The organism is Arenimonas sp. (assembly GCF_041919775.1).
Lineage (GTDB): Bacteria > Pseudomonadota > Gammaproteobacteria > Xanthomonadales > Xanthomonadaceae > Arenimonas.
Genome location: NZ_JAYRTE010000031.1, coordinates 1 through 19,550, shown reverse-complemented (window position 1 = coordinate 19,550; position 19,550 = coordinate 1). Strand labels below are relative to the sequence as shown.

Genomic DNA, 19,550 nt, shown 5'->3' with positions numbered 1-19,550 from the left:
CTTTTGACTTTGCCTTTGGCAAAGAACAAATTCGCGCCTGAAGGCGCTCCTACAGGGGGCTCAATACGGGTCGGGGATGCCCAGGCCGGCGAGGATCTCGCGTTCCAGAAGCTCCATGGCCTCGGCCTCGCGCTCGTCGTCGTGGTCCAGGCCCAGCAGGTGCAGCACGCCGTGCACGGTGAGGTGGGCGTAGTGGGCGGCCAGGGGCTTGCGCTGTTCCTTCGCCTCCCGGGCGACCACCGGGGCGCAGATGACCAGGTCGCCGAGCATCGGCAGGTCGACGCCCTCGGGCAGGTCGACCGGGAAGCTGAGCACGTTGGTGGCGTAGTCCTTGCCCCGGTAGTGGCGGTTCAGCGCCCGGCCTTCCTTGGTGTCGACCACGCGGATGGCCAGGTCGCCGCGACGGATGCGGCCCTGCGCGGCGGCCTCGGCCCAGCGGCGGAAACTCACCGCGGCCGGCAGGCCCTTGCGGGGCAGCCCGTAGCTGACGCTTACGTCCAGGTCCAGCGGCGTCTTGCTCATTCCTGCGACTCCTTGCCGTCCCGGGCATCGTAGGCCCGGACGATGCGTGCCACCAGCGGGTGGCGGACCACGTCGCGGGCGGTGAAGAAGGTGAAGCTGATGCCGTCCACGCCGCGCAGCACGTCGATGCCGTCGCGCAGGCCGGACTTCTGGTGCTTGGGCAGGTCGATCTGGCTCAGGTCGCCGGTGACCACCGCGGTGGAGCCGAAGCCGATGCGGGTCAGGAACATCTTCATCTGTTCGATGGTGGTGTTCTGGGCTTCGTCGAGAATCACGAAGGCGTCGTTGAGCGTGCGGCCGCGCATGTAGGCCAGCGGGGCGACTTCGATGACGTTGCGCTCGAGCAGCTTGGCCACCTTTTCCACGCCCAGCATTTCGTAGAGGGCGTCGTAGAGCGGGCGCAGGTAGGGGTCGACCTTCTGGCTCAGGTCGCCGGGCAGGAAGCCAAGCTTTTCGCCTGCCTCGACCGCGGGACGCACCAGCAGCACGCGCTGCACGCGGCTCTCGTTCAGCGCCTCGACCGCCATGGCCACGGCCAGGAAGGTCTTGCCGGTGCCGGCCGGGCCGATGCCGAAGTTGATGTCGTGGGTGGCGATGGCGTGCAGGTATTTCTGCTGGTTGTCGCCGCGGCCGCGGATGGTGCCGCGCTTGACCCTGATCGCGACCTCCTGCGGCGTGAACCCGTCGTCGCTGCGCTCGAGGCTGGCTTCGCCCATGCGCAGGTGCAGCTTGTGCGGGTCGAGGGTTTCGCGGGCGGTTTCCTCGTACAGCGCATGCAGCAGTTTTTCGGTCGCTTCGACGGGTTTTGCCTCGCCGGTGACGCGGAAGACATGGCCGCGGTTGGCGATCTCCACGCCCATGCGCAGCTCGATCTGGCGCAGGTGCTCGTCGAAGGGCCCGGCCAGGTTCGCCAGCCGCTCCACGTCCTGCGGTTCGAGCACGAAATCCCGATGCGTCTGGTGCTTGCTCATGCGGCCTCGGCGGTCACGACGACTTCGCCGCGCAGGGAGTTGGTGCGCGCTTCAGTGATGCGCACGTCGATGAACTGGCCGATCAGGCGGCTGCCGCCGGCGAAGTTCACGTTGCGCATGTTTTCGGTCTTGCCGGTCAGCTCGGCCGGGTCCTTGGCGCTGGGGCCTTCGACCAGCACGCGCTGCACGGTGCCGACCATCGCTTCGGCGTAGCGCCGGGCGTTGTGATTGATCGCGGCCTGCAGGCGCTGCAGGCGGGCGCTGGCAACGTCGGCGGGCACCTCGTCGTGCAGGTTGGCCGCCGGCGTGCCCGGCCGGCGCGAATAGGCGAACGAAAAGCTCTGGTCGAAGCCGATGTCGTCGATAAGCTTCATCGTGGCCTCGAAATCGCGCTCGCTTTCGCCCGGGAAGCCGACAATGAAGTCGGAGCTGATCGTGATGCCGGGGCAGGCCTCGCGCAGCCGGCGGATCTTCGCCTTGTACTCGAGTGCGGTGTGGCCGCGCTTCATCGCCGCCAGGATGCGGTCCGATCCCGACTGCACCGGCAGGTGCAGGAAGCTGGCCAGCTGCGGCACGTCGCGGTGCGCCTCGATCAGCGCATCGGTGAACTCGACCGGGTGCGAAGTCGTGTAGCGGATGCGGCCGACCCCTTCGATCTGGGCGATGGCGCGGATCAGCAGCGCCAGGTCGGCCTCGTCGCCGTCGACGGTGGCGCCGCGGTAGGCATTGACGTTCTGGCCCAGCAGGTGGATCTCGCGCACACCCTGCGCGGCCAGCTGGGCGCATTCGAGCAGCACGTCGTCGAAGGGCCGGCTGACTTCCTCGCCGCGGGTGTAGGGCACCACGCAGAACGAGCAGTACTTGCTGCAGCCCTCGATGATCGAGACGAAGGCCGTCGGCCCTTCCGCGCGCGGTTCCGGCAGGCGGTCGAACTTCTCGATCTCCGGGAAGCTGATGTCCACCTGCGCCCGGCCCTCGGCGCGGCGCGCGTCGATCATCGCCGGCAGGCGGTGCAGGGTCTGCGGGCCGAACACCAGGTCGACGTAGGGCGCACGCTTGAGGATGGCATCGCCTTCCTGGCTGGCGACGCAGCCGCCGACGCCGATCAGAACCGGCTTGTCCTTCTTCAGGTGCTTCCAGCGGCCGAGCTGCGAGAAGACCTTTTCCTGGGCCCTTTCGCGGATCGAGCAGGTGTTGACCAGGATGACGTCGGCCTCGGCCTCGTCGCTGGTGAGTTCCAGGCCGTGTTCGGCGGCGAGCACGTCGGCCATGCGGGCCGAGTCGTACTCGTTCATCTGGCAACCGTGGGTCTTGATGTAGAGCTTGCCCTTGGCAGGCGAAGTCCCGGGCATGGCGGCGCTTAATCCGTTCCGGAAGGGGGCGCCATTGTAGCGCCCGGCGGCTGTCCTGGCCGGGGCGCGGCCGGCGTTTTACCCCCGGAGCCGCGTTTTTCCGACAAAAAGCCTTGGCAACCGCCCCGGCAAGGAGTAAACCTCGCCGCCATGGATCCCCGTCCGACCCTCCTGGCCTGCCTGCTGCTGGCCGTCGCCCTGCCGGCGACGGCGGGCACGCTGTATCGCTGCACCGGGGCCGACGGCATCCCCAACTACACCGGCAAGAAGATCGCCGGCGCCAGCTGTAAGGTCGTGTCCACCTACAGTGCGGCCGATGCCCGGCCCCGCGCGGCGGCCCCCGCCGCGACCGGAGGCGGCGGCTCCGGCGGCAAGCCGGCGCGGGCGGTGCGCTTCCAGACCGCGTCCGCCGGCCAGTCGCTGGCGGCGGCGGCACCGGTGTCCGGCGCCAAGGTCACCCGCGGCGCGGTCTACAAGTTCGAGCGCGACGGCGTCGTGCATTACACCAACGTGCGCCCGGCCGGCGGTGGCGCGCAGATGTTGTTCAGCTACGTCGAGACCTGCTACGCCTGCGGCGTGCTGCCCGGCGTGGACTTCGGCAACGTGCGCCTGAACCTGGACGCCTACGCCGGCGAGGTGAAGGCCGCCGCCAGCGAGTTCGGGGTCGAGGAGGCCATCGTGCGGGCGATCATCCACGCCGAATCGGCCTTCCGGCCCAATGCGGTGTCGCACGCCGGCGCCCAGGGCCTGATGCAGCTGATCCCGGCCACGGCCAGTCGCTTCGGTGTCGCCGACGTCTTCCAGCCCGAGCAGAACATCCGCGGCGGGGTGCAGTACCTGGCCTGGCTGCTCAAGCGCTACAACGGCGACCTGACCCTGGCCGCGGCCGGCTACAACGCCGGCGAAGGCGCCGTGGACCGCCACGGCGGCGTGCCGCCCTACGCCGAGACCCAGCGCTACGTGCAGCGGGTGGGCCAGCTGGCCGACCGCTACCGGGGCGCGCTGGCGGCCAACTGAGGCGTCCGGCGGGGCGACCCGGGGCCCTCGTCGTCCCGGCGTTGTCGCTCTCGCGCCCCGTCCGCTACAATTGCGCGTCTTTGCCGGCCCCGGTTGGGCTGGTCGCCGTTTTTCAGCCACTTAGCAAACGTTTCGGAGAGCCGGATGGCTAACCAAGGGGTCAACACGGGGCGTCGCCGCTTCCTGACTGCCAGCACCGCCGTTGTCGGCGCGGTGGGCGTCGGGTTCGCCGCGGTGCCGTTCATCAGTTCCTGGAAGCCCAGTGCCCGGGCCCAGACGGCCGGCGCCCCGGTCGAGGTCGACATCAGCAAGATCGAGCTCGAGCCCGGCATGCGCATGATCGTGCAGTGGCGCGGCAAGCCGGTCTGGATCTTCAAGCGCACGCCCGAACAGCTCGCGGCGCTGCCGACGCTCGACGACCAGCTGCGCGACCCGAATTCGGAAAACGCCGACCAGACCCCGGCTTTCGCCAAGAACCCGGCCCGCTCGATCAAGCCGGAACTGGCCGTGATCGTCGGCATCTGCACCCACCTGGGCTGCTCGCCCAGCTACGTGCCCGAGCTGCAGCCGCAGCCCTTCGACAGTGAATGGCAGGGCGGCTTCTACTGCCCCTGCCACAACTCGCGCTTCGACCTGGCCGGCCGCGTCTACCAGGGCGTGCCGGCACCGTCGAACCTCGAGGTGCCGCCTTATTACTTCATCGACGACACCCGCGTGATGGTCGGCGTCGCTCCCGAGGAGGCCGCGTGATGGCCAGCAAGTTCTCCCGAACCGTCGACGGGGTCGTGACCTGGTTCAACGACCGCACCCCGGGCCTGGTGCCGGCGTACAAGAAGCACATGTCGGAGTACTACGCTCCGAAGAACTTCAACCTCTGGTACTACTTCGGCTCGCTGGCGATGCTGGTGCTGGTCAACCAGATCGTCACCGGCATCTTCCTGACGATGCACTACAAGCCGTCCGCGGCCGAGGCCTTTGCCTCGGTCGAGTACATCATGCGCGACGTCGAGTGGGGCTGGCTGATCCGCTACATGCACTCCACGGGTGCCTCGCTGTTCTTCGTGGTGGTGTACCTGCACATGTTCCGCGGCCTGATCTACGGCTCGTACCAGAAGCCGCGCGAGCTGGTCTGGGTGCTGGGCGTGGTGATCTTCCTGGTGCTGATGGCCGAAGCCTTCATGGGCTACGTGCTGCCCTGGGGCCAGATGTCCTACTGGGGCGCGCAGGTCATCATCAACCTGTTCGGCACCATTCCCTTCATCGGGCCGGAGCTGACCGAGTGGATCCGCGGTGACTACCTGGTCGCCGACGCCACGCTCAACCGCTTCTTCGCGCTGCACGTGATCGCGCTGCCGCTGGTGCTGCTGCTGCTGGTCGTGCTGCACCTGGGCGCGCTGCACGAGGTGGGTTCGAACAACCCCGAGGGCGTGGACATCAAGAAGTCCAAGGACCCGGCCACCGGCAAGCCGCGCGACGGCATCCCGTTCCACCCGTACTACACGGTCAAGGACCTGTTCGGCGCCGGCTTCTTCCTGGTGCTGTTCGCCTTCATCGTGTTCTTCGCGCCGACGATGGGCGGCTGGTTCCTGGAGTGGGACAACTTCATCGAAGCCAACCCGATGGTCACCCCGGCGCACATCAAGCCGGTGTGGTACTTCACCCCGTTCTACGCGATGCTGCGCGCCATCCCGCATCCGCTGTTCGGCGTGATCGTCATGGGCGGCGCCACCATGATCCTGTTCGCGCTGCCGTGGCTGGACCGCTGCAAGGTCCGCTCCATCCGCTACCGCCCGATGCTGCACAAGGTGCTGATCACGCTGTTCTGCATCAGCTTCGTGGTGCTGGGCTGGCTGGGCGCGCAGTCGGGTTCGGACACCCAGAAGCTGGTGGCCCAGATCCTGACCGCCTACTACTTCGCTTTCTTCATCCTCATGCCTTTCTGGTCCGCCATGGGCCAGACCAAGGCCGTTCCCGAGCGGGTGCCTTCGCATGACTAAGCTGCGCTGTTTCGCCTTCCTGCTGGCCCTGCTGCCGGCGCTTGGCCTGGCCGCCGGCCCGGGCCCGGCCCTCGAGCACGCGGGCACCGACCTGAGCGACAAGGCGTCGCTGCAGCGCGGCGCCGGCCTGTTCATGAACTACTGCGCGGGCTGCCACGCGCTGTCGATGCACCGTTACTCGCGCATCGCCAGCGACCTGGACCTGCCGCCGGAACTCGTCGAGCAGTACCTGGTGCCGCCGCAGGCCGCCATCGGTGAAACCATCCGCACCGGCATCAACACCGGCGACGCGCAGGCCTGGTTCGGCGCCACCGCGCCCGACCTGAGCCTGGTCTCGCGCGCCAAGCTGGGCGGCGCCGACTGGGTCTACACCTACCTCAAGGGCTTCTACATCGACGAGGCCCGCCCGGTGGGCTGGAACAACACCGTGTTCCCGGGCGCCTCGATGCCGAACGTGCTCTGGGAACTGCAGGGCATCCAGCGTCCGGTCTACGACCAGGGCGCCGACGGCGCCCCGCACCTGAGCAAGCTCGAGCTGGCCACCCCCGGCCGCCAGAGCCCGGAGGAGTTCGACCGCACCGCCCGCGACATCAGCGCCTTCCTGCAGTACGTCGCCGAGCCGGCGGCCCTGAAGCGTGAGTCGATCGGCGTCTGGGTCATCCTGTTCCTGGCCTTCTTCACCTTCGTGGCCTACCTGCTGAAGCTGGAATACTGGCGCGACGTGCACTGATTCCCAAGGGAATCAACGGCTTGGGGCCGCCTTCTGGCGGCCCTTTGCTTTTTGTGCGTCCCGGCTTGCGGGAAAGCCGGCATTTCGGGCAGGGTTAAGGCTTCCGATGACCGCCGGCAGGGGCTGGCGGCACCCTGGGGGATCCCTTGATGGCTGCCAGTCCGCGCATTCGCAACGCCCTGACCCTGTTTTCCGCCCGCGATTGCGTCGTCTGCCACCGGGTCCGGCTGGTCCTGGCGGCCAAGGGCGTCAGCTACGACCTGATCCCGGTTGATCCGGCCAACCCGCCCGAAGACCTAGTCGACCTCAATCCCTACCATTCCGTGCCCACCCTGGTGGACCGCGACCTGGTGCTCTACGCCGCCTCGGTGGTGTCGGAATACCTGGACGAACGTTATCCGCACCCGCCGCTGATGCCGGTCGACCCGCTGTCGCGCGCGCGCCTGCGCCTGGCGATGCTGCGCCTGGAACACGACTGGGTCCCGCACGTGCAGGCGGTGCAGCACGGCACCAAGGCCCAGGCCGATGCCGGCCGCAAGCGCCTGAAGGAACTGCTGATCGCCTCGCTGCCGCTGTTCAAGGCCTCCAAGTTCTTCCTGAACCCGGAGATGAGCCTGGCCGACTGCGCGATCGCCCCGATCGTCTGGCGCCTGCCGTCGCTGGGCGTGCAGCTGCCCAAGGAGGCCAAGGTCATCGAGGACTACGGCAACCGCATCTTCCGCAACCCGGCCTACCTGCGCAGCCTGACGCCCGAGGAGCGGGCGCTGCGCGACATCCCGCAATGACCCAGGCACCCCGGATGGGATCCAACCGCCCCTACCTGCTGCGGGCGCTGAACGAATGGATCAACGACAACGGCATGACGCCCTACCTGCTGGTGGACGCCACCCGCGAGGCCGTGCAGGTGCCGGCCAGCACGGTCAAGGACGGTCGGGTGGTGCTCAACATCGCGCCGCGTGCGGTCGCCCAGCTGCTCATCGACAACCAGGGCGTCAGCTTCATGGCGCGCTTCGGCGGCGTCAGCCAGTCGGTGTACGTGCCGGTGGCCGCGGTGCTGGCGATCTATGCCCAGGAAACGGGGCAGGGAATGATGCTGCCCGACGATGGCGGCGCCATGGACGACGGTGGCGACGGGTCACCGGACGAACCGCCGAGCGGGCCCGATGCGGGCGGCGAACCGCCCCGGCGCAGCCACCTGCGCGTGGTCAAGTAGTCCCGGCGTCCGCGGCCTGGCGCACCGGTCCGGCCAGGGCCTTCAGCCGGCGCCCGTGCAGCACGATGCGCCCGGCGTGCCGGTCCTCGCCGCCGGTGGAGTATTCAAAGCCGTAAACCCGCTCCAGTCCCAGCCAGCCGTCCGGGCCGCGTCGCGGGCGGATGGCCAGCAGGTGCACGCTCTGGTCCAGCCATTGCACGCCCGCGCTGGCGCAGGCGCGCTGGCCGATCACGGTGGCGGCCTCCGCGGCGGCGCGCCCGGAAAACCAGAATACGGCCAGGGCCATGGCGGAGATCGAGGCGAGAAGGGTGCCGAGCATGCGGCAAGTGTGGGGGCGGCTCAGGTCCGCCACAAGGCGACCCCTCCCCGGTTCGTGAAGACGTGGCTAAGATAGGCCCGGACCCCGGCCCGGCCGGCGCAGGCTGATTCGCAGGAGAGCGAAGATGAAACTGGTGTTTCCCAACGGCGAACATCCGCAGGTGCTGCTCAGCCACGGCGTCAACCGCATCGGTTCGGCGGGCGAGGGGGCGGTGGTGCTCCATGCCGATGGCGTGGTCGCCGGGCACTGCGAAATCCACGTCACCAGCACCGGTGCCAACCTGCAGGTGCCCGCCGACGGCGGGCCGGTCAGCGTCAACGGCAAGCCGGTGTCGGACATCATGGCCCTGCGGGCCGGCGACGTGATCGGTATCGGCCCGGTGCAGGCGCGTTTCGCGATCGTCGAGGCGGCCCGGTCGGCGCACGTGGCGGCCGGCGGCGCCGCGGCCAACGAGGACGACGACAACGGCGCCACCCGCGTGCGGATGGCGGTTCCCAAGTTCGTGCTGCGAGGCGTGTCCGGCGCGGTGTTCGGCAAGGTCTATCCGGTCACCGGGCCGGTGGTGATCGGCCGGGCGGTCGAGGCCGACATCTCGGTGGCTGCCGAGGAGATCTCGCGCCGCCATGCCCTGGTCAAGCCGACGCCGGACGGCCTGCAGGTGGAAGACCTGGGCTCCTCGAACGGCACCTTCATCAACGGCAAGCGCGTGCAGCAGGGCTTCCTGAAGCCGGGCGACGAACTGCGCCTGGACGCGGTGCGCCTGATCCTCGTGGCGCCGGGCATGGAGATGGCCCAGCAGGCGACGCGCGTCGCGCCGGCGGAGTCGTCCGCCCCCGCCGCGGCTTCGGCGGGCATGAGCAAGTGGGTGCCGATCATGCTGACGGCCGCGGCGCTGGTCGTCATCGTCGCGCTGGTCCTCAGCCGCAGCTGACATCCATTTGTAGGAGCGCCTTCAGGCGCGAATATCTTCTTGGCCAAGGGCCAAGGGCCAAGGGCCAAGGGCCAAGGGCCAAGTCAAAAGATTCGCGCCTGAAGGCGCTCCTACAAGGGCGCCGGGCCGAGCCGCAGCGACAGGTCCAGCGCCTGCACGTGTTTGGTCAGCGCGCCGATCGACACATAGTCGACGCCGGTCGCGGCGATCGCCCGCAGGCGTTCCAGCGTCACGCCACCCGACACCTCAAGCGGGATCCGGCCGTCGGCGCGGCGCACCGCCTCGCGCAGGTCGGCTTCGCTGAATTCGTCCACCAGGATGCGGTCGCAGCCGGCGGCCAGGGCCTGGTCGAGCTCGTCCAGCGTTTCGACTTCCACGATCAGCGGCAGGGTCGGGTGCAGCGAACGCGCGGCCGCGACGGCCCCGGCGATCGAGCCGGCCGCGTGGATGTGGTTTTCCTTCAGCATCACCGCGTCGTACAGGCCCATGCGGTGGTTGAGCCCGCCGCCTGCGCGCACCGCGTACTTTTGCGCCTGGCGCAGGCCCGGCAGGGTCTTGCGGGTATCGAGCACGCGGGTACCGGTGCCGGCCAGCGCGGCCGAGCATTCAGCGGTGCGCGTGGCGGTGGCCGACAGGGTTTGCAGGAAGTTCAGCGCAGGGCGCTCGGCGCTGACCAGGGCCCGGCTGCGGCCGGCGAGCGTGACGAGCACGGTGCCGGCTTCCACGGCCTGTCCCTCGGCGACGCGCCAGTGGATCTGCATCGAAGGGTCCAGGGACAGGAAACAGGCGTCGAACCAGGGCCGGCCGGCAATGACCCCGGCTTCCTTCGCGATCACGAAGGCCTGGCTGGCATCGTCGGGCAAGAGCTGGGCGGTGGCGTCGCCGGAACCGATGTCCTCGGCCAGGGCGCGCGCGACGTCCCCGGCCACCACGTCGGCGGGCGGAGCGGTGAGCGGACCGGCCATGTCAGCGCGGGAAACCGTCGATCTGCTCGGTGGCCAGGGCCTCGTCGGCCAGCAGCACGGGGATGCCGTCGTCCACCCGATAGGCCGTGCGGCGGTCACGCGTCACCAGGCCTTCGGACAGGGGCCCGGCCTGCGGGCTGCCGTCGGCGCGGGTGACGCCGCCGCCGGCGATGGCGCGGTTGATCGCCTCGAGTTCGGCGCTGCCGAGCAGGGCCAGGGGCTGCTTGCTGGTCGGGCAGCAAAGGATGTCGAGCAGTTTGCGGTCCATGGGGGCCGGTGTCCGGACGGTGGGCAAGTGTCTAGAATAGCCTTTTGCCAAAGCCGCCCGCCATGAACCAAGCCGCCAACAACCCGCTGGTCGGGGTCATCATGGGCTCCCGGTCCGACTGGGAGACGATGCAGCATGCCGTCGCCCGGCTCGAGAAACTGGGCGTGCCGCACGAGGTGCGCGTGGTGTCCGCGCACCGCACGCCGGACCTACTGGCCGAATACGCCAAGGCCGCCGAAGGCCGCGGCCTGCGGGCGATCATCGCCGGCGCCGGCGGTGCCGCCCACCTGCCGGGCATGGTCGCCGCGATGACGCCGGTGCCGGTGCTGGGCGTGCCGGTGCAAAGTAAGGCGCTCAACGGCCTCGATTCGCTGCTTTCGATCGTACAGATGCCCGCCGGCATTCCGGTGGCGACCTTCGCGATCGGCGTCGCCGGCGCCGCCAACGCCGGCCTGTTCGCCGCGGCGCTGGTGGCCCAGCACGACAAGGGCGTTCGCGAGGCCCTGGCCCGCTTCCGCGCCGAGCAGACCCGCGACGTGCTCGAGCACGCGGACCCGCGCCAGCCGTGACCACCGTCGGCATCCTTGGCGGCGGGCAGCTGGCCCGCATGATGGCCCTGGCCGGCGCGCCGCTTGGCCTGCGCTTCCTGGTGCTCGACGCCACGCCCGACGCCTGCGCCGGCCAGTTCGCGCCAATGCTGCAGGCCGACTACCGCGACCAGGCCGGCCTGGCCGAATTCGCCGGCCGCGTCGACGTGGCCACCTTCGACTTCGAGAATGTGCCCGCCGAAAGCGCGCGCTGGCTGGCCGAACGCGTGCCGGTGTTCCCGAACCCGCGGGCGCTGGCCGTGGCCCAGGACCGGCTGGCGGAAAAAACCCTGTTCCGCGAGCTGGGCATCCCGGTGCCCGAGTTCGCCACCGTCGACAGCCGCGAGGAACTCGACGCGGCGCTGGCCCGCGTCGGCACGCCCTGCATCCTCAAGACCCGCCGCCTGGGTTACGACGGCAAGGGACAGTTCCGCCTCAAGTCGCCGGCCGACGCCGATGCGGCCTGGGCGGCGCTCGGCGCGCAGGCCGAAAGCGTCGGGCTGATCCTCGAGGGTTTCGTGGCCTTCCAGCGCGAGCTGTCGGTGGTGGCCGTACGCGGCCGCGACGGCGAGCTGCGCACCTGGCCGCTGACCGAAAACTGGCACGACCACGGCATCCTTTCGGCCAGCCTCGCGCCGGCCAGCGCCGATCCGGCGCTGGAAGCCCAGGCCCTGGACGCGGCCCGCCGCGTGGCCGAGGCGCTGGACTACGTCGGCGTGTTCGCGCTGGAGCTGTTCCTCAAGGACGGCGTGCTGGTGGCGAACGAAATGGCGCCGCGCGTGCACAACTCCGGGCACTGGACGATCGAGGGCGCGGAAACCTCGCAGTTCCAGAACCACCTGCGCGCGGTGCTGGGCCTGCCGCTGGGCAGCACGCGGGCCGTCGGCCATGCGGTGATGCTGAACTGGATCGGCGAGATGCCCGACGCGGCCCCGGTGCTGGCCGAGGCCAGCGGCCACTGGCACGACTACGGCAAGTCGCCGCGCGAAGGCCGCAAGGTCGGCCACGCCACGCTGCGAGCGGACAGCCCGGCCGAACTGGCCGAGGCGCTTGACCGCGTTGGCCGCGCACTCGCCCGCGAGCCGCAGGTCAGCCCGGTTATCTCCCGACTGCGCGAATCCAACCTGTAGGAGCGCCTTCAGGCGCGAATCTTCTGCCCTTGGCCTTTGGCCAAGCAGAGCGTCGCCCCCGATTCATTCGTGGGTGGAGGCAGCGTGCACCCTCCCTGGCCGACACGCCGTGAACCCATCCATGGGGGCTCATCGTCGACATCCATGTCTCCGATGGTCGGCCAGGGAGGATGCACGCTACCTCCTCGGCAGACTCTCGGTTCCGACAGGAAAGCGAGGTCGTCGGGCTTGAAAGTCAGACGGTCACGCACCAATCACGACGAGCGCGAACAATCGGGACTGAAATCCCTCCCACAACATCCGGGGGTAGTTCCAACTGGCAGCGCCGATGCTTTTCCATCGGTCACGACGGAGTGTTGAGGAGGTGTCGCGTCTTCGCCCCGGCCGACTCTCGGAGACATGGATGTCGACGAGAAGCCCCCATGGATGGGTTCACGGCGTGTCGGCCGGGGCGAAGACGCGGCGCATCCACCCCCAAAATCCTCGGCCGCGACGCGTTGCTTGGCCAAAGGCCAAGGGCAGAAGATTCGCGCCTGAAGGCGCTCCTACAAGGGGTCTGCGTCGGGGGGGAAGACGACGACGTGGGCCAGGTCGGGGAAGACGCGCAGGCGGCTGCCGGGCTGGCGCTGCTGGTGGCTGGGCACGAGGGACATCAGCACGGTGCCGTCGCCCAGGCGCAGCGTGTGCAGGGTGTCGGCGCCGCGGAAGGCGATCGCGGTCACCTCGGCTTCGATGCCGCCTTCGTCCACCGGGCGCAGGTCGTCGGGGCGAAGCAGCACGCGCACCTCGCTGCCCTCGGGCCAGGGCATCGGTCGGGTCACGTCGAGTTCGCCCAGCGCCGTCGCGACGCGGTTGCCTGGTGTCACGCGCGCCGCCAGGAAGCGCCCCTCGCCGACGAAGGACGCCACGAACGGCGTCGCCGGCCGGTGGTAGAGCTCGAAGCCCGGCGCCCACTGCAGCAGGCGTCCCGCCTGCATTACGCCGACCGTGTCGGCGAACGCGAAGGCTTCCTCCTGGTCGTGCGTGACCAGCAGCGCGGCGATGCCCAGCTGCCGCAGCAGCCCGCGCAGGTCCTCGCGCAGCCGGCCGCGCAGGTCTGCGTCGAGGCTGGAGAAGGGTTCGTCAAGCAGCAGCAGGTCCGGGCGCGGCGCGAGTGAACGCGCAAGCGCCACGCGCTGCTGCTGGCCGCCGGACAGTTCATGCGGATAACGCCGGTCCAGCCCGTCCAGGCCGATCAGCGACAGGGTCTCGCGGGTGCGTTCAAGACGTTCAGCGCGCCCCAGCTTGTGCAGGCCGAAGCCGACGTTGTCGGCGACCGTCAGGTGCGGGAACAGCGCCAGGTCCTGGAACACGAAGCCCAGTCCGCGGGCCTCCGGCGCCAGCGCCGTCGCGTCCTTGCCGCGCAGCTCGATCTCGCCCGAATCTGGGTCGTGGAAACCGGCGATGGCCCGCAGCAGCGTGGTCTTGCCGCAGCCGCTGGGGCCAAGCAGGCAGCCCAGTTCGCCCGGCGCCAGCGCCAGGTCGAGGTCCCGCACCGCCGGCTGCCCTGCATAGCCGCAGGACAGCCGCCGGATCGACAGCAGGGATGGGGCCATCCGGCCTCAGGCCATCTGGCTGGCGACGAAGTCCCAGTTCACCAGGTTCCAGAACGCCTCGACGTACTTCGGCCGTGCGTTGCGGTAGTCGATGTAGTAGGCGTGCTCCCAGACGTCGCAGGTCAGCAGCGGCTTGTCGCTGCCGGTCAGCGGCGTGGCGGCGTTGGGCGTGCTGACCAGGGCCAGCGAACCGTCCGGGCGCTGCACCAGCCAGCCCCAGCCGGAGCCGAAGGTGGTGATGGCGGTCTGCGAGAACTGTTCCTTGAACTGCGCGAAGCTGCCGAAGGCCTTGTTGATGGCTTCGGCCAGGGCGCCGGTCGGCTCGCCGCCGCCGTTGGACTTGAGGCAGTTCCAGTAGAAGGTGTGGTTCCAGACCTGGGCGGCGTTGTTGAACATGCCGCCCTGCGACTTGCGGATGATCGACTCGAGGTCCATCGACTCGAACTCGGTGCCTTCGATCATCTTGTTGAGGTTGGTCACGTAGGCCTGGTGGTGCTTGCCGTAGTGGAAATCGATGGTTTCGGCCGAGATGTGCGGCTCGAGCGCGGCGCGGTCGTAGGGCAGGGCGGGAAGTTCGATGGCCATGGGCTGTCTCCTTTCGGGTGGGGGAAGGCGCCGGTGGGGCGCCGAGCCGTATAATTCTAGCCCCATCGCGGCCCGGACCCGGGTCGCGGCGCAACGGAGCTTCACATGAGCGTCATGGACCGCATCAAGGCCGAGGTCGAAAGCCATCCGATCGTGCTTTTCATGAAAGGCACGCCGCAGTTCCCGATGTGCGGCTTTTCCAGCCGCGCCGCGCAGGCGCTCAAGACCGCCGGCGCCAGCAGCTTCCACAGCGTCAACGTGCTGGCCGATCCGGAAGTGCGCGCCAACCTGCCGCGTTATTCCGACTGGCCGAGCTTCCCGCAGCTGTTCGTCAACGGCGAACTGATCGGCGGCTGCGACATCACCATGGACCTGCTGGCCAGCGGCGAACTGGCGCGCATGGTCGCCGAGGCGCAGAAGGCGGCATGAGCTTGACCACTGCCCCGCTGCCGGAGGTTGCCGCCGACGCGCTGGCCGGCCGGGTGATCCTGGTCACCGGCGCCCACGGTGGCCTGGGCGCCGAGGCGGCCAAGGCCTGCGCACGCGCCGGTGCCACCGTCGTGCTGCTGGGCCGCAAGCTGCCCAAGCTCAACCGCGTTTACGATGCGGTCAAGGCACTCGGCCCCGAGCCGGCGCTGTACCCGGTCGACCTGGCCGGCGCCGATCCCGCCGACTACGCACAGCTGGCCGAAAAGATCGCCGCCGAACTGGGCGGCCTGCACGGCGTGCTGCACTGCGCGGCCGAGTTCACCGGCCTGGCGCCGCTGGAGGCGACCGAGCCGGAAGCCTTCGTGCGCTGCCTGCACGTCAACCTCACCGCGCCCTGGCTGCTGACCCAGGCCTGCCTGCCCTGGCTGCGAAAGTCCGGCGATTCGGCCGTGGTCTTCACCACCGACGACCCGGCGCGCGTGGGCAAGGCCTACTGGGGCGCCTACGGCCTGGCCAAGCAGGGCCTGGCGGCGCTGGTGCGCCAGCTCAGCGCCGAAACCGACCAGACCCCGGTGCGGGTCTGCGGCCTGGAGCCCGGCCCGATGCGCACCGACCTGCGGGCCCGGGCCTATGCCGATGAAACCCGGCTGCGGGTCCCCGGCCCGGCGGCCTATGCCGCGGCCTGCGTGCACCTGCTGTCCCCGGCCGGCCTGGCCCATCGCGGCACCGTCTGGGCCCCGCGGGTTCCGGAATGACCACCCTTTCGGCGGCCCTGCTGCTGTTCCTGATCCTGGATCCGCTGGGCAACATCCCGGTGTTCCTGGGCCTGCTCAAGCCGCTGCCGCCGGCCCGCCGGCTGCGGGTGCTGGCGCGCGAGCTGCTGATTGCCCTGGGCGTGCTGTTCGTTTTCCTCTGGGGCGGCAAGTACGTGCTCGAGGCCATGCACCTGCGCCAGGAGTCGGTCTCGATCGCTGGCGGCATCGTGCTGTTCCTTATCGGCATCAAGATGATCTTCCCCAGCCCCGAGGGCATGTTCGGGGAGGTCCCGGAGGGCGAGCCCTTCATCGTGCCCATGGCCATCCCGCTGGTGGCCGGCCCCTCGGGCATGGCGGCGGTGATGCTGCTGGCGGCCCAGGAGCCGGACCGGATGGGCGACTGGAGCCTGGCCCTGGTCCTGGCCTGGGCGGCCACGGCCCTGCTGCTGTTCTCGGCCACCACCCTCTACAAGGTGCTGGGCATGCGGGTCCTGACCGCCGTGGAGCGCCTGATGGGCATGCTGCTGGTGGCCATTTCGGTGCAGATGCTGCTCGACGGCGTGGCCGCCTACCTGCGGGCGCCGGGCCTGGGCTGAGGGGGGCTGCCGGGGGGCAGCCGGACTGTCACCTGAATGACATGTAAGCCGGTTAGCGTGTTAAACTCTTGTTATTGCCACGGGGCAGGGGAACCACCCGAACGCGGCAATCCTTCAAGGACTAGCCGTGCCTGGCCCGTCAGGCACCGCGGCGGGATGCCGCAGACAAATTTTCGACACTTTCCTTTAAACCAGGGTTTTCCACCATGACCAATCGCAACCGGGTTCGGCTTTCGCAGCTCTCCCTCGGCCTGGCACTCGCCCTCGCGGCGGCGCCGGCTTTCGCGCAGAACACCACCGCCGCCGTCGCCGGCCGCATCACCGGCGCCGATGAGCAGCCGGTTGCCGGCGCCCAGGTGTCGATCGTGCACACGCCGTCGGGCACGTCGAGCAACGCCACCACCGATGCCGATGGTCGCTACTCCGCGCGCGGCCTGCGCGTCGGCGGCCCGTACACCATCACCATCATGAAGGACGGCGAGGTCGAGGTCCGCGAGGGCGTCTACCTGCAGCTGGCCGAAACCACCGCCGTCGACGCCAGCCTGGGCGACGACCTGGCCACCCTGGCCGCGGTTGAAGTGACCGGTTCGTCGGTGATCTCCGAGATCTTCGCCCCGGACAAGATGGGCACCGGCAGCAACGTCAACCGCGAGCAGATCGAAAACCTGCCCTCGGCCGGCCGCAACATCCAGGACTACATCCGCACCGATCCGCGCATCTCGCAGATCTCCAAGTCCGACGGCGCGATCTCGGCCGGCGGCCAGAACACCCGCTACAACCTGATCAAGATCGACGGCGTCAGCGCCTCCGATCCGTTCGGCCTGGAGTCGAACAACCTGCCGACCGAGCGCCAGCCGGTCTCGATCGACGCGATCGAAGAAATCAACATCGACCTGGCCAACTACGACACCACCATCGCCGGCGGTACCGGCGCCGTGGTGAACGCGGTCACCAAGTCGGGCACCAACGAGTTCCACGGCTCGGTGTACTACACCCTGCGCGACGGTGACTGGGTGCGCCAGGACCTCGACGGCGTCGAGTTCAACGGCTTCGAGTCCGAGGACACCTACGGCGGCACCTTCGGTGGCCCGCTGGTCAAGGACCGCCTGTTCTTCTTCGTGAACTACGAAAACTACGTGCGCACCGCGCCGGCCACAGGCTTCGGTTCCACCCCGTACGGCTCGGGCGACATCACCGACGCCGACATCGCCGCCGTGCAGGCCGCGGCCCAGGGCTATGGCTTCGACGCCGGCGGCGTGGGCGGCCTGAACGCCGACACCGAGATCGAGGAATACGCGATCAAGCTCGACTGGAACATCACCGACGCGCACCGCGCGGCGCTGCGTTACAGCTTCCTCGAGCAGGGCGTGCTGCGTTTCCCGCAGGTGGACAACAACTCCATCTCGCTCAATTCCTTCTGGTACAACTACGCCAAGGAATTCGAGTCGACCGTGCTGGAAGTGTTCAGCGACTGGACCGACACCTTCTCGACCGAGTTCAAGGTTTCGCAGCGTGACTACGTCGCCGTGCGCCAGACCAACTCGGACCTGCCGCAGATCCAGATCCAGGGCTTCGGCGGCAACAGCGCCATCTACATCGGCACCGAGCAGAACAGCCACGTCAACCTGATCGACACCAAGCAGACCACCCTGTTCGGCGCCGGCAACCTGTTCGTTGGCGACCACGAAATCAAGTTCGGTTTCGACTGGGAAGAGAACGACGTCATCAACTTCTACGGCCGCGACCTCAACGGCACGTACACGTTCAGCAGCCTGGCCGACTTCCAGGCCGGCAACTTCAGCAACTACGTCGTGCGCACCCCGCGCCCGAACGGCGGCACCTACGCCGACATCCCGGCGGCCTACACCCAGTCCAACACCGGCCTGTTCGTGCAGGACACCTGGGCGGTCAACTACAACCTGACCCTGATGTTCGGCCTGCGCTACGACAAGCCTGACTTCGACGACCAGCGCCTGTACAACGACTACGTCTCGACCATCTACGGTTACGACAACTCCAACACCGTCGACGTCGACATCCTGCAGCCGCGCTTCGGCTTCAACTACACCTTCGACTCCGAGCGTCCGACCCAGGTCCGCGGCGGCCTCGGCCTGTTCCAGGGTGCCTCGCCGAACGTCTGGCTGGCCGGCGCCTACCAGAACACCGGCCTGAACTACGTCCAGTACGAGCAGCGCAACGGCACCGGCTTCAACGGCCCGGACCTGTACATCCCGCCGTCCGGCTCCAACGCCGCCTGCAACCCGATCCCGACCCTGGCCAACTGCCCGCGCCAGAACGTCGACATCATCGCGCCGGACTTCGCGCTGCCGTCCGTCTGGAAGGCCAACCTGGCGTTCGAGCACGAGCTGCCGTGGCACGGCATCGTGTTCTCCGCCGAAGCCCTGCTGACCAACACCAAGGACGGCATCTTCATCCAGCGCCTTGACCCGTTCAACGCCAACGGCGAAGGCATCACCGCCGTCGGTCCGGACGGTCGCGACCTGTTCTGGAACGCCAACGGCCTGAACCCGGACCGCCGCAACACCTTCGGCATCGAGAACGGCCGCAACGGCGTCTCGAACCGCGCCCTGCGCCCGAACGGCGTCGGCGACGTGTTCCTGATCAGCAACTCCGGCGAAGGCGAGAGCAAGCAGCTCACCTTCGGCCTGGACAAGCCGCTGGTCGACACCTGGGGCTGGAGCCTGTACTACACCTACACCGAAGCCACCGACGCCAGCCCGATGACCAGCTCGACCAACTCGTCGAACTGGGGCAGCAACCTCATCGGCGACCTGAACTCGGGCATCGCCTATGACTCGCGCTACGCGATCAAGGACCGCTTCACCGGCTCGGTGACCTGGCGCCACAGCTTCTTCGGCGATTACGAAACCCGCGTCGGCTTGTTCTACGAAGGTCGCTCGGGCCGTCCGTTCAGCTACATCTTCCGCAACGACGCCAACGGCGACAGCGGCGGCTTCAACGACCTGTTCTACGTGCCGGCGGGCCCGGGCGACGTGGTCTGGACGACGCCGGGCGCGGAAGCCGACTTCTTCGCGTGGCTCGAGCAGAACCCGGAACTGGCGGCCTACCGCGGCCAGATCGCCCCGGCCAACGCCTTCCGCACCGAGTGGGTGAACAGCTTCGACGTTCGCATCACGCAGGAACTGCCGGGCTTCGCCGAAGGCCACAAGTCCGTGCTGGCGCTCGACATCATGAACGTCGGCAACCTGCTCAACGAAGAGTGGGGCCTGATCGAAGACTATGGCTTCAACTCGACCCAGCAGCTGGCCAACTACGCCGGCATCTGCGGCCCGACCACCACGCTGGCCGCCTGCGCGGGCAACGAGGGTCGTTACGTGTACCACTGGACCGGCCCGGGCACTGGCCCGCAGATCCAGGAAAACAACAACGACAAGGGCAACACGGCCGTTTCCCGCTGGTCGGTCATGCTGAGCTTCAAGTACCAGTTCTGATCCGGGTACTTTCGTGACACGGCAACGGCCGGCGGGAAACCGCCGGCCGTTGCCTTTTGTGGCCCCCGCAAACCCGTAGGAGCGCCTTCAGGCGCGAATCGGTTCTTTGTCGAAG

At 68.8% G+C, this 19,550-nt stretch carries 21 protein-coding genes; 13 read left to right on the top strand and 8 right to left on the bottom strand.

Translation table 11 applies throughout. The features are described from left to right. Positions 1-60: 60 nt before the first annotated feature. From ybeY to miaB, 3 genes are read right to left on the bottom strand one after another with little or no spacing between them, the layout of a single operon-like run. The gene (gene ybeY / locus ACE3TE_RS12435; RefSeq protein WP_374605423.1) at positions 61-522 is read right to left on the bottom strand and encodes an rRNA maturation RNase YbeY; all 462 of its coding nucleotides are present in this window, start codon (positions 520-522) and stop codon (positions 61-63) included. Then, positions 519-1,493 carry a PhoH family protein gene (locus tag ACE3TE_RS12430; RefSeq protein ID WP_374605421.1) on the bottom strand — a complete coding sequence of 325 codons (975 nt, stop codon included), beginning with the start codon at positions 1,491-1,493 and terminating at the stop codon, positions 519-521. The genes ybeY and ACE3TE_RS12430 overlap by 4 nt, the downstream gene beginning before the upstream one ends. Further along, a complete protein-coding gene (gene miaB, locus ACE3TE_RS12425; protein ID WP_374605420.1) occupies positions 1,490-2,845 on the bottom strand; it encodes a tRNA (N6-isopentenyl adenosine(37)-C2)-methylthiotransferase MiaB in 1,356 nt (451 codons plus the stop codon). The genes ACE3TE_RS12430 and miaB overlap by 4 nt, the downstream gene beginning before the upstream one ends. 150 nt (positions 2,846-2,995) lie before the next feature. On the opposite strand from miaB, the gene ACE3TE_RS12420 reads away from it, so the two are divergent. The 6 genes from ACE3TE_RS12420 to ACE3TE_RS12395 all read left to right on the top strand — a co-directional run bounded on the left by ACE3TE_RS12420 (position 2,996) and on the right by ACE3TE_RS12395 (position 7,802). Continuing rightward, on the top strand, positions 2,996-3,862 hold the full coding sequence (locus ACE3TE_RS12420; RefSeq protein ID WP_374605418.1) for a lytic transglycosylase domain-containing protein: 867 nt from the start codon (positions 2,996-2,998) through the stop codon (positions 3,860-3,862). Between the two features lie 144 nt (positions 3,863-4,006). Beyond that, on the top strand, positions 4,007-4,612 hold the full coding sequence (gene petA / locus ACE3TE_RS12415; RefSeq protein WP_374605416.1) for a ubiquinol-cytochrome c reductase iron-sulfur subunit: 606 nt from the start codon (positions 4,007-4,009) through the stop codon (positions 4,610-4,612). Beyond that, on the top strand, positions 4,612-5,859 hold the full coding sequence (locus ACE3TE_RS12410) for a cytochrome bc complex cytochrome b subunit (RefSeq protein ID WP_374605414.1): 1,248 nt from the start codon (positions 4,612-4,614) through the stop codon (positions 5,857-5,859). Before petA ends, ACE3TE_RS12410 begins: the two co-directional genes overlap by 1 nt. Then, the gene (locus tag ACE3TE_RS12405; protein WP_374605413.1) at positions 5,852-6,589 is read left to right on the top strand and encodes a cytochrome c1; all 738 of its coding nucleotides are present in this window, start codon (positions 5,852-5,854) and stop codon (positions 6,587-6,589) included. Before ACE3TE_RS12410 ends, ACE3TE_RS12405 begins: the two co-directional genes overlap by 8 nt. A 149-nt stretch (positions 6,590-6,738) precedes the next feature. Continuing rightward, positions 6,739-7,374 (top strand): glutathione S-transferase N-terminal domain-containing protein, encoded by a 636-nt coding sequence (locus tag ACE3TE_RS12400; protein ID WP_374605411.1) that lies wholly within the window; start codon positions 6,739-6,741, stop codon positions 7,372-7,374. Continuing rightward, positions 7,371-7,802, top strand: coding sequence for a ClpXP protease specificity-enhancing factor (locus ACE3TE_RS12395; protein WP_374605409.1), 432 nt, complete (start codon positions 7,371-7,373; stop codon positions 7,800-7,802). The genes ACE3TE_RS12400 and ACE3TE_RS12395 overlap by 4 nt, the downstream gene beginning before the upstream one ends. Here ACE3TE_RS12395 and ACE3TE_RS12390 read toward each other — a convergent pair. After that, positions 7,795-8,121, bottom strand: a complete 327-nt coding sequence (locus ACE3TE_RS12390; RefSeq protein ID WP_374605408.1) for a DUF3301 domain-containing protein — start codon at positions 8,119-8,121, stop codon at positions 7,795-7,797. The two genes, ACE3TE_RS12395 and ACE3TE_RS12390, sit on opposite strands and share 8 nt — an antisense overlap. Before the next feature lie 124 nt (positions 8,122-8,245). On the opposite strand from ACE3TE_RS12390, the gene ACE3TE_RS12385 reads away from it, so the two are divergent. Further along, positions 8,246-9,052, top strand: coding sequence for an FHA domain-containing protein (locus tag ACE3TE_RS12385; RefSeq protein ID WP_374605406.1), 807 nt, complete (start codon positions 8,246-8,248; stop codon positions 9,050-9,052). A gap of 110 nt (positions 9,053-9,162) precedes the next feature. On the opposite strand, the gene nadC is transcribed toward ACE3TE_RS12385, so the two are convergent. Then, positions 9,163-10,017, bottom strand: coding sequence for a carboxylating nicotinate-nucleotide diphosphorylase (nadC, locus tag ACE3TE_RS12380; RefSeq protein WP_374605405.1), 855 nt, complete (start codon positions 10,015-10,017; stop codon positions 9,163-9,165). A gap of 1 nt (position 10,018) precedes the next feature. Then, positions 10,019-10,285 carry a Trm112 family protein gene (locus tag ACE3TE_RS12375; protein ID WP_374605403.1) on the bottom strand — a complete coding sequence of 89 codons (267 nt, stop codon included), beginning with the start codon at positions 10,283-10,285 and terminating at the stop codon, positions 10,019-10,021. Between the two features lie 62 nt (positions 10,286-10,347). Here ACE3TE_RS12375 and purE point away from each other — a divergent pair, with 62 nt between their 5' ends. Beyond that, positions 10,348-10,854 (top strand): 5-(carboxyamino)imidazole ribonucleotide mutase, encoded by a 507-nt coding sequence (gene purE / locus ACE3TE_RS12370; protein ID WP_374605401.1) that lies wholly within the window; start codon positions 10,348-10,350, stop codon positions 10,852-10,854. Next, entirely contained in the window at positions 10,851-12,002 is a 1,152-nt protein-coding gene (locus tag ACE3TE_RS12365; RefSeq protein ID WP_374605400.1) for a 5-(carboxyamino)imidazole ribonucleotide synthase, read from the top strand. The genes purE and ACE3TE_RS12365 overlap by 4 nt, the downstream gene beginning before the upstream one ends. A gap of 545 nt (positions 12,003-12,547) precedes the next feature. Here the strand turns inward: ACE3TE_RS12365 and ACE3TE_RS12360 are convergent. Together ACE3TE_RS12360 and ACE3TE_RS12355 are read right to left on the bottom strand one after the other, a co-directional pair. After that, complete coding sequence (locus tag ACE3TE_RS12360; protein WP_374605398.1) at positions 12,548-13,597, bottom strand: ABC transporter ATP-binding protein; 1,050 nt, start codon at positions 13,595-13,597, stop codon at positions 12,548-12,550. Between the two features lie 6 nt (positions 13,598-13,603). Beyond that, the gene (locus ACE3TE_RS12355) at positions 13,604-14,182 is read right to left on the bottom strand and encodes a superoxide dismutase (RefSeq protein ID WP_374605396.1); all 579 of its coding nucleotides are present in this window, start codon (positions 14,180-14,182) and stop codon (positions 13,604-13,606) included. Between the two features lie 105 nt (positions 14,183-14,287). Between ACE3TE_RS12355 and grxD the strand changes: the two genes are divergently transcribed. From grxD to ACE3TE_RS12335, 4 genes are all read left to right on the top strand, one after another. Then, positions 14,288-14,611, top strand: a complete 324-nt coding sequence (gene grxD, locus ACE3TE_RS12350) for a Grx4 family monothiol glutaredoxin (RefSeq protein ID WP_374605394.1) — start codon at positions 14,288-14,290, stop codon at positions 14,609-14,611. Then, positions 14,608-15,366, top strand: a complete 759-nt coding sequence (locus ACE3TE_RS12345) for an SDR family NAD(P)-dependent oxidoreductase (RefSeq protein WP_374605393.1) — start codon at positions 14,608-14,610, stop codon at positions 15,364-15,366. Before grxD ends, ACE3TE_RS12345 begins: the two co-directional genes overlap by 4 nt. Then, the gene (locus tag ACE3TE_RS12340; RefSeq protein ID WP_374605391.1) at positions 15,363-15,962 is read left to right on the top strand and encodes a YhgN family NAAT transporter; all 600 of its coding nucleotides are present in this window, start codon (positions 15,363-15,365) and stop codon (positions 15,960-15,962) included. The genes ACE3TE_RS12345 and ACE3TE_RS12340 overlap by 4 nt, the downstream gene beginning before the upstream one ends. A 206-nt stretch (positions 15,963-16,168) precedes the next feature. After that, a complete protein-coding gene (locus ACE3TE_RS12335; RefSeq protein WP_374605389.1) occupies positions 16,169-19,435 on the top strand; it encodes a carboxypeptidase regulatory-like domain-containing protein in 3,267 nt (1,088 codons plus the stop codon). The last annotated feature ends 115 nt before the right edge of the window (positions 19,436-19,550 follow it).

Coding starts and splice junctions, on each gene's coding strand:
- ybeY (WP_374605423.1), bottom strand. CDS start 522: ATGAGCAAGACGCCGCTGGACCTGGACGTAAGCGTCAGCTACGGGCTG.
- ACE3TE_RS12430 (WP_374605421.1), bottom strand. CDS start 1,493: ATGAGCAAGCACCAGACGCATCGGGATTTCGTGCTCGAACCGCAGGAC.
- miaB (WP_374605420.1), bottom strand. CDS start 2,845: ATGCCCGGGACTTCGCCTGCCAAGGGCAAGCTCTACATCAAGACCCAC.
- ACE3TE_RS12420 (WP_374605418.1), top strand. CDS start 2,996: ATGGATCCCCGTCCGACCCTCCTGGCCTGCCTGCTGCTGGCCGTCGCC.
- petA (WP_374605416.1), top strand. CDS start 4,007: ATGGCTAACCAAGGGGTCAACACGGGGCGTCGCCGCTTCCTGACTGCC.
- ACE3TE_RS12410 (WP_374605414.1), top strand. CDS start 4,612: ATGGCCAGCAAGTTCTCCCGAACCGTCGACGGGGTCGTGACCTGGTTC.
- ACE3TE_RS12405 (WP_374605413.1), top strand. CDS start 5,852: ATGACTAAGCTGCGCTGTTTCGCCTTCCTGCTGGCCCTGCTGCCGGCG.
- ACE3TE_RS12400 (WP_374605411.1), top strand. CDS start 6,739: ATGGCTGCCAGTCCGCGCATTCGCAACGCCCTGACCCTGTTTTCCGCC.
- ACE3TE_RS12395 (WP_374605409.1), top strand. CDS start 7,371: ATGACCCAGGCACCCCGGATGGGATCCAACCGCCCCTACCTGCTGCGG.
- ACE3TE_RS12390 (WP_374605408.1), bottom strand. CDS start 8,121: ATGCTCGGCACCCTTCTCGCCTCGATCTCCGCCATGGCCCTGGCCGTA.
- ACE3TE_RS12385 (WP_374605406.1), top strand. CDS start 8,246: ATGAAACTGGTGTTTCCCAACGGCGAACATCCGCAGGTGCTGCTCAGC.
- nadC (WP_374605405.1), bottom strand. CDS start 10,017: ATGGCCGGTCCGCTCACCGCTCCGCCCGCCGACGTGGTGGCCGGGGAC.
- ACE3TE_RS12375 (WP_374605403.1), bottom strand. CDS start 10,285: ATGGACCGCAAACTGCTCGACATCCTTTGCTGCCCGACCAGCAAGCAG.
- purE (WP_374605401.1), top strand. CDS start 10,348: ATGAACCAAGCCGCCAACAACCCGCTGGTCGGGGTCATCATGGGCTCC.
- ACE3TE_RS12360 (WP_374605398.1), bottom strand. CDS start 13,597: ATGGCCCCATCCCTGCTGTCGATCCGGCGGCTGTCCTGCGGCTATGCA.
- ACE3TE_RS12355 (WP_374605396.1), bottom strand. CDS start 14,182: ATGGCCATCGAACTTCCCGCCCTGCCCTACGACCGCGCCGCGCTCGAG.
- grxD (WP_374605394.1), top strand. CDS start 14,288: ATGAGCGTCATGGACCGCATCAAGGCCGAGGTCGAAAGCCATCCGATC.
- ACE3TE_RS12345 (WP_374605393.1), top strand. CDS start 14,608: ATGAGCTTGACCACTGCCCCGCTGCCGGAGGTTGCCGCCGACGCGCTG.
- ACE3TE_RS12340 (WP_374605391.1), top strand. CDS start 15,363: ATGACCACCCTTTCGGCGGCCCTGCTGCTGTTCCTGATCCTGGATCCG.
- ACE3TE_RS12335 (WP_374605389.1), top strand. CDS start 16,169: ATGACCAATCGCAACCGGGTTCGGCTTTCGCAGCTCTCCCTCGGCCTG.